Source organism: Streptomyces sp. NPDC018029, assembly GCF_044327655.1.
Taxonomy (GTDB): Bacteria; Actinomycetota; Actinomycetes; order Streptomycetales; family Streptomycetaceae; genus Streptomyces.
The window spans coordinates 249,924-263,712 of the sequence record NZ_JBIRFV010000002.1 but is presented as its reverse complement, the minus strand read 5'-3'; the positions used below and the strand labels follow the sequence as shown (position 1 = coordinate 263,712).

Below are 13,789 nucleotides of genomic sequence, written 5' to 3'. Positions count from 1 at the left end.
TGTCCATTCGTCCACCTGGAGTTCATTGGTTCCCCACCAACCGCACGCGCTCCCGTGAGAGAAACCCTCCATGTGCGACGACGAGTTGATACCACCGGGCGCGGACCTGACGGAGGACCAGTGGCTGCGGGCCGACCCGGCCCTCGCCGAGGGGCCGGTGGGGGAGCGGGTCAGGGAGATGCGGGCGCCGCGCCGCCGGACCGTGCTCGGCGGTGTGGTGGCGGGCGCGGCCGCGCTGACCGTGCTGCCGGGCGGGGCGCAGACCCCCGCGGCGGCGGCCTCCCGCCCCGGCAAGTTCCCCTTCCCCACCGCCCCGAACAGGTCGGGGGAGTACGCGGTGCTCCTCACCGGTGACGCCGGCACCGGCGAGGAGGCCCAGCACGCGGTGGCCGCCGCCGCCCGCGAGGTGTGCCGCGCCGAAGGCATCGGCCTCGCGGTCGGCCTCGGCGACAACATCTACGAGAACGGCCCCGAGTCCGCCGACGACTCGGAGTTCCGCACCAAGTTCGAGGACCCCAACTCCGGTGTGGACATGCCGTGGCTGATGGTCCTCGGCAACCACGACTGCTCCGGCCTGATACCGGGCAGCGGCGGCGACCCGTCCCGCGGCGACCGGGAGGTCGCCTACGCCCAGGGCTCGCCCCGCTGGTACATGCCGAGCCGCTACTACAACGTCGCGCTGCCCGCGACGGCCGGCAGCGACCCGGTGGTGGAGTTCTTCGCCCTCGACACCAACCCCGTCTCGTCGTACGTCGCCCAGCTCGACCCGCACTACCGGTGGAACGGCCCCTACATGCGGGCGCAGCGCGAGTGGCTGGACAGCGCACTCAAGGCGTCGCGGGCACGCTGGAAGATCGTGCTCGGCCACCACCCGTACCTGAACAACGGCAAGCACGGCAGCGCAGGTTCGTACGACGGTTTCGTGATCGGCCACTACACCAGCGGCATCCACCTCAAGGAGCTGTACGAGGAGGTGGTGTGCGGGCGCGCCGACCTGATCCTGTCCGGGCACGACCACACGCTCCAGATCCTGGAGCCCACCGCCCGCACGGGCGGCACCCGGCAGATCGTCTGCGGCGCCGCCGGAAAGGCCGGCGACGGAAAGGCCCATTTCAACCATCCGTCGACCTGGCAGAACTTCTCCGAGCACGGCTTCATGGTGCTGAAGGTGTCCGAGCGGGCGATGACCGTCGAGGCGTACACGGTCGACGTCGCCAGGCGCAGGGCCCGCCTCGCCCACCGCATGCGTACGGCCACACCCGTGGAGTAGCAGGCGCGGAGGGGCAGCGGGGATAAACCTGGACAGGGTCCGCGAAAAGGGCGATTTAAGCTATTTTTCGGGCCAAGCGGGTACATCCCCTATATGGAACCAATGGAACTGGCTGTCCCGCACACCGTGGCCCTGCTGATGTGGGTCGCCGGCATCGTCGTGGCCGGCGTGCTCCTGGCCGCATTCTTCTGGGGCCGGCGTGCCCAAGCGCGTGAGACGCGGACGCCGGCCCCCGAAGAGCAGCCGAAGCGGCCGTACGACGGACCGGTGCGGGAGGAGCGGGAGTACCGCGAGTCGGACGAGATGCCGCACGACGGCGGGCGTCTCCTGCCGCACGAGCTCAACGGCGGATACGGCAAGCCCGGCACGCACCCCAGCCCCTCCCAGGACCCGGACGACCACAGGAAGGGCAACAGCGGCAGCTTCGGCAGCGGCGGCCTCGGCTGACTCGGCAGAAAGACCCGTACGGCGGCGATACACCCCGTGCCGCTCCCGGGAACCCATAGGGCTGCCCCAGCGGACCGACCCACGGAGTGACATGACCACCGCCAGAGACATCATGACCGGCGGCGCGGAGTGCATCGGCGCCGAAGAAAGCGTGCTGCTCGCCGCCCGGAAGATGACCGAGCTCGGCGTCGGGGCGCTGCCCATCTGCGGCACCGACAACCGGCTCAAGGGCATGCTGACGGACCGCGACATCGTCGTGAAGGTCCTCGGCCAGGGCAAGGACCCGGCGGAGACCAAGGCCGGTGAGCTCGCCCAGGGCGAGGCCGTCACCATCGGCGCGGACGACGACGCCGACGAGATCATGCGCACCATGACGTCCCACAAGGTCCGCCGACTCCCGGTGATCGACGGCCACGACCTCGTCGGCGTCGTCGCCCAGGCCGACGTGGCCCGCAGCCTCCCCGACCCCTCCGTGGGACAGCTCCTCGAAGCCCTCTCCTCCGACTGACCACGGGAGGCGGGCCCCGCGTTCCAGATGCCCGCCCGCGACGCCCCCACCGGCGTCGCGGGCGGGCATTTCGCGTGGTCGAACGGCGTGCACGCGTCACCCGTATGCCGTACACCACCGAGCCGTCCGCGCTCACCTGACAGAGGCTGATCGGGAACTCGGCGGCCCCGAAAGCCGCCGGCGACCGGCGGTCGGCACCGGATCGGGTACGCCGTCCCGCGTACGGAGGAGTCCTGGATGACCACAGCTCTGGCAGGAAAGTGGGAGCACGCCGTCGTCACCGGCGGCGGAGGCTTCGTCGGTTCGCACCTCTGCACCGCCCTGCTGGCCGCAGGCACCGCCGTGACCTGCGTCGACGACTTCAGCACCGGGCGGCCCGAGAACCTGACGCCGCTGCTCGACCGGCCCGGCTTCCGGTTGATACAGGCGAACGTCGCCGAGGGACTCCCCGTGGAGCGGCCCGTCGACCTCGTCCTCCACTTCGCCTCCCCGGCGTCGCCCGCCGACTACCTGCGGCTCCCCCTGCACACCCTGGACACGGGCAGCCTCGGCACCCGCCACGCCCTGGAACTCGCCCACAGGTCCGACGCCCGCTTCGTGCTCGCCTCGACCTCGGAGGTCTACGGAGACCCGGAGCAGAACCCCCAGGACGAGCGGTACTGGGGCCATGTCAACCCGGTCGGGCCGCGCAGTGTGTACGACGAGGCGAAGCGGTTCGGCGAGGCCCTGACCACCGCACACGCCGACGCCGAAGGCACCGACACCGGCATCGTGCGCCTCTTCAACACCTACGGCCCCCGCATGCGCGGCCACGACGGCCGGGCCGTGCCGACCTTCGTCCGGCAGGCGCTCGACGGCGAGCCGCTCACCGTCACCGGCGACGGCAACCAGACCCGCTCGCTGTGCTACGTCGACGACACCGTGCGCGGCATCCTCGCGGCGGCCGCCCACGGCATGCGCGGCCCGGTCAACATCGGCAACCCCACCGAGATCACGATGCTCGAACTGGCGCGCCTGGTCATCGAACTCACCGGCTCCCGCTCGGAGATCCGCTTCATCGACCGGCCGACGGACGACCCGGCCGTGCGCTGCCCGGACATCACCCTGGCCCGCGACAAGCTCGGCTGGGAACCGGAGGTCGCCGCCGAGGAAGGTCTGCGGCGCACCATCGACTGGTTCCGCGCCACAGCGGACCACTGAGCACCGCGCGGCGCGCCCACGGCGCCGCCCCTCGCGGGAGACCCGCCTGCCCAGACCAGCTTGGTCATGTTCCCCGTACCGCCGTCACCCGTGCGCCCACGCGCCCACGACCGCGGCACCGGACACGGGCCAAGGACCGCCGACAGAATCTCGGACACTCCATGCGCGTCCTCGGAATCAACGCCCTCTTCCACGACCCCGCCGCCGCCCTCGTGATCGACGGCAGGACCGTCGCCGCCGCCGAGGAGGAGCGGTTCTCCCGGCGCAAACACGGCAAACGGCCCCTGCCGTTCTCGGCCTGGGAACTGCCCGAACAGGCCGCCGCCTGGTGCCTGAGCAGGGCCGGCCTACGGCCCGAGGACCTCGACGCGGTCGCCTACTCCTACGACCCCGAACTCGCCAGGCCCGCCGAGCCCATGGGCCTCGACGACCCCTGGGACCACCTGCGCCAGACCTACGCCCGCGAGGCCCCGAACTTCCTCAAGGCCGCGCTGCCCGGCCTCGATCCCGGCATCGTCCGCTTCGTCCCGCACCACATGGCCCACGCCGCGTCGAGCGCCTTCGCCGCGCCGGACGCGGAGGACTCCTCGGTCCTGGTGCTCGACGGCCGCGGCGAGCGCGCCTCGCACCTCGCCGCACAACGCGTCCGCGACAAGCTGGAACCGCTGTACGCCCAGGACCTGCCGCACTCCCTCGGCCTCGTCTACGAAGAGCTCACCGAGCACCTCGGATTCCTGCGCTCCTCCGACGAGTTCAAGGTGATGGCCCTCGCCTCCCACGGCACCCCGCGCATGCTCCCGGAGCTGCGCCGACACGTGTACCCGACGGGCGACGGAGGGTTCCGCGCGACCGCCGTGCCGTGGCACGAGCTGTGCCCGCCGCGCGGCGCGGACGAACCGTGGACCCAGGACCACGCGGACGTGGCCGCCAGCGCGCAGGCCGTCCTCGAAGAGACCCTGCTCGACCTGGCGCGCTGGCTGCACGGCAAGACGCACCACCGCGTGCTCACCCTCGCCGGCGGCGTCGCGCTGAACTGCGTCGCCAATTCCAGGATCGCCCGCGAAGGCCCCTTCTCCCGGGTGTGGGTGCAGCCCGCGGCCGGCGACGCGGGCACGGCACTGGGCGGCGCGCTGCTCCTCACCGCGGGCGAGGGCGTCACGACGGAGCCCATGACCGGCGCCGACCTGGGCCGCGACTGGTCGGACGCCGAACTCGGCGCCTGGCTGAAGACCGCAGCCGTCACCTTCGAGCGGCCAGCGGACATCGCCGCTACGGTCGCGCGGGCGCTGGCGGAGAACCGGATCGTCGCCTGGTTCCAGGGCCGGTCCGAGTACGGCCCCCGGGCGCTCGGCCACCGCTCGCTCATGGCCCACCCCGGGCACGCGGGCAACCTGGAACGCCTCAACGACGTCAAGGGCCGCGAACAGTTCAGGCCCGTCGCCCCCATGGTCCTCGCCGACCGCGCCCCGGAGATCTTCGACGGGCCGATGCCCAGCCCGTACATGCTCTTCGTGCACGACGTGGCACAGCCCTGGCGGGACCGGATCCCCGCGGTCGTCCACGTCGACGGGACGGCCCGCATCCAGACCGTGGACCCGGCGCAGGAGCCCCTGGTCGCCCGCATGCTCGGCGAGTTCGAGAAGCTCACCGGGCTGCCGGTCGTGGTCAACACCAGCCTCAACACGGCGGGCCGCCCCATGGTGGACGACCCGCGCGACGCGCTGGAGTGCTTCGGCTCATCGCCCGTCGACCTGCTGGCCATCGGCCCGTACGCGATCCGCCGCCAGGACCTCTTCCGCGGCTCCGAAGGCGGCGGTGCCTGATGGCCGCGGACAGGAAGCGGAACGGAAACACCCCCGAAGGCACGTACGCCGTGGTCGTCCCGACCCTCGGCCGGCCGAGTCTGGACGTGACCCTGCGCGCGCTGGCCGATGCCGTGGGACCCGCACCGGAACGGGTGATCCTCGTCGACGACCGGTCCGACGCGGACGGCACGACCCCGCTGCCGGTCGAGGTCCCGGCCTCCCTGCGCCGCGTCACCACCGTCGTGAAGGGCAAGGCCCGCGGGCCCGCCGCGGCACGCAACACGGGGTGGCGGGCGGCCGGACGCGTGCCGTGGATCGTCTTCCTCGACGACGACGTCGTCCCCGGCCCCACCTGGCGCGACGACCTCGCACTCGACCTCGCGGCGGCGGCCCCGCGCGACGCGGCGGTCACCGCCCACATCGACGTGCCGCTCCCCGAGGACCGCAGGCCCACGGACTGGGAACGCAACACCGCGGGGCTCGCCACCGCCCGGTGGATCACCGCGGACATGGCGTACCGCCGCGAGGCGCTGGAGGCCGTCGGCGGCTTCGACGAGCGGTTCCGGCGCGCCTTCAGGGAAGACGCCGACCTCGCGCTGCGGGTGCTCGCCGCGGGCTGGACGGTGGACGCGGGAACACGCACCACGGCACACCCGGTACGCCCCGCCGACCGCTGGGTCTCCGTGCGCGTGCAGGCAGGCAACGCGGACGACGTACTCATGACACGGCTGCACGGACCCGACTGGTGGGCCCGCGCCGCCGCGCCGCGCGGCCGGCTGCACCGCCACATCGCCGTGACCGCGGCGGCCGCGGGCACCCTCGCCTGCGCCGCGCTCCGCAGGCCGGGGGCCGCCACCGTCTGCGCCGCCGCCTGGCTGGCCGGCACCGCCGAGTTCGCCCTCGCCCGGATCCTGCCCGGGCCGCGGAACCGGGAGGAAGTGACCGCCATGGCCCTGACCAGCGTGCTCATCCCGCCCGCCGCGGTCTGGCACTGGCTGCGCGGCCAGGCCGTGCACCGACGGGTCGAACAGCTCGGCCCGCACCCGGCCCCGCCCGGCCACGGCTCGCCCCCGCCGGTCCGGCCGGCTCACGAGGAAAGGGTGCGCCGATGAGTCGGCGCCCTCCGGAAACCCCGCGTACGGACACCATCGCTTACGGCCGCGAAGGCCCCTGGCTGATCGACGGCCCCCGAGGGGCGGTGACGACCCCGCGCGGCGATCACCCGGACCTGCCCGCGGCGATCCTCTTCGACCGCGACGGCACCCTCGTCGAGGACGTGCCCTACAACGGCGACCCCGCGCTGGTACGGCTCGCGCCGACCGCGCGCGCCGCCGTCCGGGCCGTCCGGGCGGCGGGCATCCCGGTCGGCGTCGTGAGCAACCAGTCCGGCGTGGCCCGCGGTCTGCTGACCCGCGCCCAGGTCGACGCGGTGCGGCGGCGCGTGGAGGACCTCCTCGGCCCGTTCGCCGTCTGGGCCATCTGTCCGCACGGCCCCGGCGACGGCTGCGACTGCCGCAAACCGGCGCCCGGCCTGGTGCTCGCCGCGTGCGCGCGGCTCGGCGTCCCGGCCGCACACACCACCGTCATCGGCGACATCGGAGCCGACACGGACGCCGCCCGCGCCGCCGGGGCCCGCGGCGTCCTGGTCCCCACCCCGGTCACCCGTGCCGAGGAGATCGAGGCGGCCGACACCGTGGCCCCCGACCTGCTCACCGCGGTCCGCCTCGTCCTCGGCCCGCGGGGCAGGGACCGCGCGGCGGCGACCGTCTGCGTGCCCGGGACGGGCCCAGGTGCGGGGGAGGGGGAGCGGCGATGACCGGCACCCCGACCCTTCCGCGCACTCTCGTCGTACGTCTCGACAGCGCGGGTGACGTGCTGCTCGCCGGGCCCGCCGTGCGTGCCGTGGCGGCCGGCTCCTCGTACACCGCGCTGCTCTGCGGGCCGCAGGGCGTCCGCGCGGGCGAGCTGCTGCCCGGCGTGGACGACGTGCTGGTCCACGACGCGCCGTGGGTGGGCCTGGAACCCCCGCAGGTGTCGCGCGAGGCGACGCGCCAGGTGCTCAACACGGTGACGGCAGGGCGTTTCGACCGGGCCCTGATCCTCGTCTCCTACCACCAGAGCCCGCTGCCCGTCGCGCTGCTCCTGAAGCTCGCCGGGGTCACCTGGACCGCCGCCGACAGCGAGGACTACCCGGGCGCCCTCCTCGACCTGCGCCACCACCGGCTGCCCCACCGCCACGAGGCCAGAGCCGCCCTTGACCTCGCCGAAGCCGCCGGCTTCGCGCTGCCGCCCGGCGACGACGGGGCCCTGCGGGTGACGACACCGCCCGACACCACGTCCCTCACCGGCAGCGAACCCTATGTGGTGCTCCACCCCGGGGCCGCCGTACCGGCCCGCGCCTGGAGCCCCGACCGGGCGCGGCGTGCCGTGGCGGCCCTCGCCTCCGCAGGGCACCGGGTCGTGGTCACCGGCGGGCCGGGGGAGCGGGAACTGACCGCGCGGGTCGCCGGGCGGCACGGCCTCGACCTCGGCGGCGCCACCGACCTGCGCCAGCTGGCGGGCGTGCTCGCGGCGGCCCGGGCGGCGGTGGTCGGCAACACCGGACCCGGGCACCTCGCCGCCGCCGTGGGCACCCCTGTCGCCAGCTTGTTCGCGCCGGTGGTGCCGGCCGAGCGCTGGGGCCCCTACGGCGTACGCCACGTGCTGCTCGGCGACCAGCGCGAGCGGTGCGCGGACAGCAGGGCGCGGACCTGCCCGGTGCCCGGCCACCCCTGCCTCGACGGTGTCGGCGACGCCGAGGTGCTCGCGGCCGTGGCGGCACTCACCTCCGACGCCGCCGGCACCGCCGGTGGTTCGGACGGCGCCGGTACTTCCGATGCCTTTGTTGCCCCCGATACCGATACCGATACCGACACCGACGGCACGAGCGGCCGCCGGACGCGTCCGCGCCCGGTGGCCGCCCTGACCCGCCCGCCGGCCGGAAAGGGCCGCACGCCCGGAACCGAACGAGGAGCGACCGTATGAACATCCTGCTGTGGCACGTGCACGGCTCTTGGACGACCTCGTTCGTGCAGGGGCCCCACACCTACCTCGTTCCCGTCACACCGGACCGCGGCCCCGACGGCCTCGGCCGGGCCCGTACCTTCGCTTGGCCCGACTCGGTGCGCGAGGTCACACCTGAAGAGCTGCGCGATGCCGAGGTGGACCTCGTCCTCTTCCAGCGGCCGCACGAACCCGAGCTGGCCGAGCGCTGGCTCGGCGGCCGGCGCCCCGGGCGCGACGTGCCCGCCGTGTACCTGGAGCACAACGCACCGGACGGTGACGTGCCCGACACCCGGCACCCGTGCGCAGACCGCGACGACCTCACGCTCGTCCACGTCACGCACTTCAACCGGCTGTTCTGGGACAACGGCACCACCCGCACCGAGGTGATCGAGCACGGCATCGTCGACCCGGGCCACCAGTACACCGGCCGCCTCGCCCGGGCCGCCGTGGTCGTCAACGAACCGGTGCGCCGCGGCCGCTACACCGGCACGGACCTCCTCGCCGACCTGAGCGAAGCGGCCCCTCTCGATGTCTTCGGCATGCGGACCGAGGGCCTGGCCGAGCACCTGGGCCTCCCCGAGGACCGTTGCCGCACCGCCGACCTCCCGCAGAGCGAGCTGCACGCGGCACTCGCCGAGCGCCGCCTGTATCTGCACCCGGTGCGCTGGACGTCCCTCGGCCTCTCCCTGCTGGAGGCCATGCACCTGGGCATGCCGGTCGTGGCGCTCGCCACCACGGAGGCGGTCGAGGCCGTGCCGCGCGGCACGGGCACCCTCTCCACCCGCCCCGAGGTCCTGGCGCAGGCCGCCCGGCACTACCTGCACGAACCGGAGGCCGCGGCCGAGGACGGCGCACGCGCCCGCCAGGCCGCTCTCGAAAGGTACGGACTCAAGCGCTTCCTCGACGACTGGGAGCGCGTGCTGACGGAGGCGATCTCATGACCTCGACCCTCGGCCCCCTCGACTCCGGCGTCCTCGGCGCCGAACCCGTCGGCCCCGGCGTGCTGTCGATCGCCCTCGTCTCGGAACACGCGAGTCCGCTCGCCGCGCTCGGCGGCGTCGACGCGGGTGGCCAGAACGTGCACGTGGCCTGCCTCGCCGGCGCGCTCGCCGACCGCGGCCACCGGGTGACCGTGTACACCCGCAGGGACGCACCCGACCTGCCCGAACGCGTCGCGCTGCGCGCCGGCGTACAGGTGCACCACGTGCCCGCGGGCCCGCCCGAGCAGATACCCAAGGACGAACTCCTGCCCCACATGGGCGAGTTCGGCCGCTACCTGGCACGGGTCTGGCGCGGCCGGCCGCCCGACGTGGTGCACTCGCACTTCTGGATGTCCGGGCTCGCCTCGCTGCGGGCCACGCGCGAGGTCGGCCTGCCCCTGCTGCACACGTACCACGCCCTCGGCACCGTGAAGCGGCGCCACCAGCAGCTCGCCGACCCCAGCCCGCCCCAGCGGATCGCGCTGGAGACGGAGGTGGGCCTCGGCTGCGACAGGATCATCGCCACCTGCCGCGACGAGGTCGCCGAACTGGGCAGGATGGGCGTCCCCGCCGCCAGGGTCGGCATCGTGCCCTGCGGCGTCGACACCGAACTGTTCACCCCACGGGGACCGGTCGCCGAACGCGGCGCCCAGCGGCACCAGCTGCTCCAGCTGGGCCGCCTCGTGCCGCGCAAGGGCGCGGCGGTCTCCGTCGCCGCGCTGGCCCGGCTGCCCGAGACCGAACTCGTCGTGGTGGGCGGCCCGCCCGCCGACCGGCTCGCCGACGACCCCGAGGTCCGCAGGCTGCGCGGGCTCGCCCGCGAGGCGGGCGTCGCCGACCGGGTCCGCTTCACCGGCGGCGTGCCGAGCGGCGACGTGCCCGCGCTGCTGCGCGCGGCCGACGTCGTGCTGTGCCCCGCGGACTACGAACCGTTCGGCATCGTGCCGCTGGAGGCGATGGCATGCGGCAGACCGGTCGTCGCCAGCGCCGTCGGCGGGCAGCTGGACACGGTCGCCGACCCGGCCACCGGCCGCCTCGTGCCGCCCCGGGACCCCGAGGCCCTGGCCCGCGCCGTCGCCGAACTCCTCGCCGACCCCGCGCTGCGCGAGGCGAGCGGCGAGGCGGGGCGGCGCAGGGTCCTGCGCCGGTACGGCTGGGGCCAGGTCGCGGCGGCCACCGAGGCGGCCTACTGCGAAGTCCTCGACGCCAAGTCCCTCGTGACGGGGGTCGGAGCGGTGTGAGGCACGCACCGGACAGCCCGGTGACCGGTGCCGGTCACCGCGGGCGCTCCCGACCGCCGCCGGCCTCCGCCGGCCGATCGCGCAGCACCGACACCCGAAGGAGGTGCGGGCCCCCGGCGTCCTCAGCGACGCCGCACGCCCGACCAGCATGAGCGAATCCCCCGCACTCGACGCCGCGCAGCTGCACTGCCGGTCACTGGAGCAAGCGCTCGGCCGGCTGCGCCGGGACGGCCTCGGCCGCATCGCGGACTGGGGCGGCAGGCTCGCCGCCGCACTGCCCGCGGGGAGCCGGCTCCTCGCCGCGGGCAACGGCGGAAGCGCCGCCCAGGCCCAGCACCTGACCGCCGAACTCGTGGGCCGCTACCGGCACGAACGGCCGGCGTACTCCGCCATCTCCCTGCACGCAGAGACGTCCAGCGTGACCGCCATCGGCAACGACTACGGCTTCGACCACGTGTTCGCCCGCCAGGTCTCCGCCCACGGCCGGCCCGGCGACATCCTCGTCCTGCTGTCCACGTCCGGCCGCAGCGCCAACCTGATCACGGCGGCGGTCGCGGGCCGGGCCGCCGGACTGCGCGTCTGGGCGCTCACCGGGCCGGGCCCGAACCCGGTGGGCGAGGCCGCCGACGAGTTCCTTTACATCGACGGCGACACCACGGCGACCGTGCAGGAAGCCCACCTCGTCGCCGTCCACCTGCTGTGCGAAGCCTTCGACGCGGCACTCTCCGAACCCGTTGTGGCCGGCGCGGGACGCATCGCGCCCCGCAACGCGGTCCCCGTCAACGGGAACCTCTCGTGACCGCGCCGAAGCCGCTCGTGGTCGTCGGGGACGTGCTGCTCGACGAGGACATCGAAGGAGTCGCCACCCGGCTCTCCCCGGACGCCCCCGCGCCCGTCGTCGACGTCACCGTCGACCGGCGCCACCCCGGCGGCGCGGGTCTCGCCGCCGCGCTCGCGGCACGCGGCGGCCGTGCCGTGACCCTGGTGACCGCGCTCGGCGACGACCCCGCGAGCGAGGCGGTGCGCCGCGAGCTCAGCGGCCGGGTGCGGCTGGTGGAGCTGCCGCTGAACGGCACCCTTCCGGTGAAGACCCGCGTCCTCGCGTCCGGCCGTCCGCTGGTGCGCTTCGACCGGGGCGGCGGCACACCCGGAGAGCCCGACGCGGCGGTACGTGACGCGCTGGCCGGGGCCCACGCGGTCCTGGTCGCCGACTACGGCCGGCACACCGCGAGCGCCGTACGCGAACACCTGGCGGCCGTCGCCCCCCGCACTCCGCTGGTGTGGGACCCCCACCCCAAGGGCGACACACCCGTACCGGGCGCGCGGCTCGTCACCCCGAACGCCACGGAGACCCGCGCACTGTGCCCCGGCGGCGACGAGACGCTCCGCGCGTACGCCGGGCGGGGCCTGGAACTGGCGGACCGCTGGCAGGTCGCCGGAGTCGCCGTCACCCTCGGCGAGCGCGGCGTCCTCCTCACCCGGCCCGGTTCCGGTACGCCGATGCTCATCCCCGCGCCCTACCGCGCGAGCGGTGACCCGTGCGGCGCCGGTGACTGCTTCGCCGCCGCCACGGCCGCCGCCCTCGCCGACGGGGCACTCCCGGAAGAGGCCCTGCAGCGGGCCGTCGCGGAGGCCGCCGCCTTCGTCTCCGCGGGCGGCGCCACGAACCCGGCCCTGTGGCGGACGACGCCCGCCGACCGTGCCGAGGAAGAGCCCCGCACCGACGCGTTCGCCCTCGCGGAACAGGTGCGGGCGCGCGGCGGCACGGTCGTGGCGACCGGTGGCTGCTTCGACCTCCTGCACGCGGGGCACGTCGGTCTGCTGGAGAGCGCCCGGCGCATCGGCGACTGCCTGATCGTCTGCCTCAACTCCGACGCGTCGCTCACCCGCCGCAAAGGCCCGGGGCGCCCCCTCAACAAGGAGGCGGACCGCGTCCGTGTCCTCGAAGCGCTCGGCAGTGTCGACGCCGTGGCCGTCTTCGAGGAGGACACCCCGCAGGAACTGCTCGGCAGGCTGCGGCCCGACGTGTGGGTCAAGGGAGGCGACTACTCCGTCCAGGACCTGCCCGAGGCCGCCACTCTTCGCGCGTGGGGCGGACAGGCCGTCGTCCTGCCGTACCTCGACGGCCGCTCCACCACCCTGCTGGCCCGCAGGGCCGCCGCGGCCGCGCCCCCAGCCGAGAGGCGCCCCTGAACGTGACCGAAGAGACCACGCGACCGCAGTTGTCCGCATCCCCGGTGCCGGACCGCCCCCGAGTGCTGGTGCTGCGCGCGCTGGGCCTCGGGGACCTGCTGACCGTCGTACCGGCGCTGCGCGCCCTGCGGCGGCGGCTGCCGACCCACGAGATCGTGCTGGCCGCGCCCGAGCGGCTGACCGGACCTGCCCTGGCCACCGGCCTGGTGGACCGGCTGCTGCCCGCGTCGGCCCCGGGCCGGGCGGTGCCGTCCGACCTGCCGTGGCCGGACCCGGCCCCCGACCTCGCCGTCGATCTGCACGGCAACGGCCCCCCGAGCCACCTGCTGCTCCAACGGCTGCGGCCCCGGCGGCTCATGGCGTACGCGCACCCGGACACGCCCGGCATCGAGGGGCCCGTGTGGCGGGACGACGAGCACGAGCGGGACCGGTGGTGCCGGCTGCTGTCCTGGTACGGCATCGACGCGGACCCCACGGAGGTACGGATCCCGTCGCCCGCGGCGCCGTCACCGGCACCCGGCGCGGTGGTCGTCCACCCGGGCGCCGACGCCGGCGCCCGCTGCTGGCCCCCGGAGCGCTTCGCCGCCGTGGCCCGCGAGCTCGCCGCCCGCGGGCACCGGGTCGTGGTGACGGCCGGGGCGGGGGAGGAGACGATGGCACGGTACGTGGCGACCCACGCGGGGCTGCCGGCGGACGCTGTGCTGGGCGGTGCTGCGGATGTGCCCTTCGACCAGCTGACGGCGCTCGTGGCCCACGCACGCTGCGTCATCGTCGGCGACACCGGCCTGGCTCACCTGGCAACGGCCCTCGGCACCCCCTCGGTCGTCCTCTTCGGCCCCGTGGCCCCCCGCCTGTGGGGCCCACCCGCGTCCCCCCTACACCGGGCGCTGTGGCACCCGGACGCGGACGACGCCGCCCGCCCGGGCGACGCCCACGGCACGCAGCCGGACGAACGCCTCCTCCGGATCACTCCGGAGGAGGTGCTCGGCGCGGTGGGGTCCTTGCCGGAGCCGGGTCAGTCCTGGTTCCCGTCGTTCCCGACTGCGGGCAGTGGTCCGTCCTCGCGCAGTTCCCCGCGCCCCTGACGGGGCGCCCCCTGG

Annotated in this window: 13 protein-coding genes; all 13 read left to right on the top strand. The window is 74.9% G+C overall.

The annotated features are described in order from the left end of the window. Positions 1-70 precede the first annotated feature (70 nt). The 13 genes from ACH4D5_RS05570 (at position 71) to ACH4D5_RS05510 (ending at position 13,774) form a co-directional block, all read left to right on the top strand. On the top strand, positions 71-1,270 hold the full coding sequence (locus ACH4D5_RS05570) for a metallophosphoesterase (RefSeq protein WP_398298905.1): 1,200 nt from the start codon (positions 71-73) through the stop codon (positions 1,268-1,270). Between the two features lie 93 nt (positions 1,271-1,363). Then, positions 1,364-1,717, top strand: coding sequence for a DUF6479 family protein (locus tag ACH4D5_RS05565; protein WP_398298903.1), 354 nt, complete (start codon positions 1,364-1,366; stop codon positions 1,715-1,717). Positions 1,718-1,808: 91 nt separating this feature from the next. Beyond that, positions 1,809-2,225: a CBS domain-containing protein gene (locus ACH4D5_RS05560; RefSeq protein ID WP_398298902.1), complete on the top strand. Its 417-nt coding sequence runs from the start codon at positions 1,809-1,811 to the stop codon at positions 2,223-2,225. A 237-nt stretch (positions 2,226-2,462) separates the two neighbouring features. Then, positions 2,463-3,425, top strand: coding sequence for an NAD-dependent epimerase/dehydratase family protein (locus ACH4D5_RS05555; RefSeq protein WP_398298900.1), 963 nt, complete (start codon positions 2,463-2,465; stop codon positions 3,423-3,425). Between the two features lie 161 nt (positions 3,426-3,586). Beyond that, entirely contained in the window at positions 3,587-5,248 is a 1,662-nt protein-coding gene (locus ACH4D5_RS05550) for a carbamoyltransferase (protein ID WP_398298898.1), read from the top strand. Beyond that, a complete protein-coding gene (locus ACH4D5_RS05545) occupies positions 5,248-6,342 on the top strand; it encodes a glycosyltransferase family 2 protein (RefSeq protein ID WP_398298896.1) in 1,095 nt (364 codons plus the stop codon). The genes ACH4D5_RS05550 and ACH4D5_RS05545 overlap by 1 nt, the downstream gene beginning before the upstream one ends. Next, positions 6,339-7,046 (top strand): HAD-IIIA family hydrolase, encoded by a 708-nt coding sequence (locus tag ACH4D5_RS05540; RefSeq protein ID WP_398298894.1) that lies wholly within the window; start codon positions 6,339-6,341, stop codon positions 7,044-7,046. Before ACH4D5_RS05545 ends, ACH4D5_RS05540 begins: the two co-directional genes overlap by 4 nt. Beyond that, positions 7,043-8,254 (top strand): glycosyltransferase family 9 protein, encoded by a 1,212-nt coding sequence (locus ACH4D5_RS05535; RefSeq protein ID WP_398298892.1) that lies wholly within the window; start codon positions 7,043-7,045, stop codon positions 8,252-8,254. The genes ACH4D5_RS05540 and ACH4D5_RS05535 overlap by 4 nt, the downstream gene beginning before the upstream one ends. Beyond that, positions 8,251-9,216 carry a glycosyltransferase gene (locus ACH4D5_RS05530; RefSeq protein ID WP_398298890.1) on the top strand — a complete coding sequence of 322 codons (966 nt, stop codon included), beginning with the start codon at positions 8,251-8,253 and terminating at the stop codon, positions 9,214-9,216. Before ACH4D5_RS05535 ends, ACH4D5_RS05530 begins: the two co-directional genes overlap by 4 nt. Beyond that, positions 9,213-10,496 carry a glycosyltransferase gene (locus ACH4D5_RS05525; protein ID WP_398298888.1) on the top strand — a complete coding sequence of 428 codons (1,284 nt, stop codon included), beginning with the start codon at positions 9,213-9,215 and terminating at the stop codon, positions 10,494-10,496. The genes ACH4D5_RS05530 and ACH4D5_RS05525 overlap by 4 nt, the downstream gene beginning before the upstream one ends. 148 nt (positions 10,497-10,644) lie before the next feature. Continuing rightward, the gene (locus ACH4D5_RS05520; protein ID WP_398298886.1) at positions 10,645-11,295 is read left to right on the top strand and encodes an SIS domain-containing protein; all 651 of its coding nucleotides are present in this window, start codon (positions 10,645-10,647) and stop codon (positions 11,293-11,295) included. Continuing rightward, on the top strand, positions 11,292-12,689 hold the full coding sequence (rfaE2, locus tag ACH4D5_RS05515) for a D-glycero-beta-D-manno-heptose 1-phosphate adenylyltransferase (RefSeq protein WP_398298884.1): 1,398 nt from the start codon (positions 11,292-11,294) through the stop codon (positions 12,687-12,689). Before ACH4D5_RS05520 ends, rfaE2 begins: the two co-directional genes overlap by 4 nt. Before the next feature lie 2 nt (positions 12,690-12,691). Next, a complete protein-coding gene (locus ACH4D5_RS05510) occupies positions 12,692-13,774 on the top strand; it encodes a glycosyltransferase family 9 protein (protein WP_398298882.1) in 1,083 nt (360 codons plus the stop codon). Positions 13,775-13,789: the final 15 nt, after the last annotated feature.

Coding starts and splice junctions, on each gene's coding strand:
- ACH4D5_RS05570 (WP_398298905.1), top strand. CDS start 71: ATGTGCGACGACGAGTTGATACCACCGGGCGCGGACCTGACGGAGGAC.
- ACH4D5_RS05565 (WP_398298903.1), top strand. CDS start 1,364: ATGGAACCAATGGAACTGGCTGTCCCGCACACCGTGGCCCTGCTGATG.
- ACH4D5_RS05560 (WP_398298902.1), top strand. CDS start 1,809: ATGACCACCGCCAGAGACATCATGACCGGCGGCGCGGAGTGCATCGGC.
- ACH4D5_RS05555 (WP_398298900.1), top strand. CDS start 2,463: ATGACCACAGCTCTGGCAGGAAAGTGGGAGCACGCCGTCGTCACCGGC.
- ACH4D5_RS05550 (WP_398298898.1), top strand. CDS start 3,587: ATGCGCGTCCTCGGAATCAACGCCCTCTTCCACGACCCCGCCGCCGCC.
- ACH4D5_RS05545 (WP_398298896.1), top strand. CDS start 5,248: ATGGCCGCGGACAGGAAGCGGAACGGAAACACCCCCGAAGGCACGTAC.
- ACH4D5_RS05540 (WP_398298894.1), top strand. CDS start 6,339: ATGAGTCGGCGCCCTCCGGAAACCCCGCGTACGGACACCATCGCTTAC.
- ACH4D5_RS05535 (WP_398298892.1), top strand. CDS start 7,043: ATGACCGGCACCCCGACCCTTCCGCGCACTCTCGTCGTACGTCTCGAC.
- ACH4D5_RS05530 (WP_398298890.1), top strand. CDS start 8,251: ATGAACATCCTGCTGTGGCACGTGCACGGCTCTTGGACGACCTCGTTC.
- ACH4D5_RS05525 (WP_398298888.1), top strand. CDS start 9,213: ATGACCTCGACCCTCGGCCCCCTCGACTCCGGCGTCCTCGGCGCCGAA.
- ACH4D5_RS05520 (WP_398298886.1), top strand. CDS start 10,645: ATGAGCGAATCCCCCGCACTCGACGCCGCGCAGCTGCACTGCCGGTCA.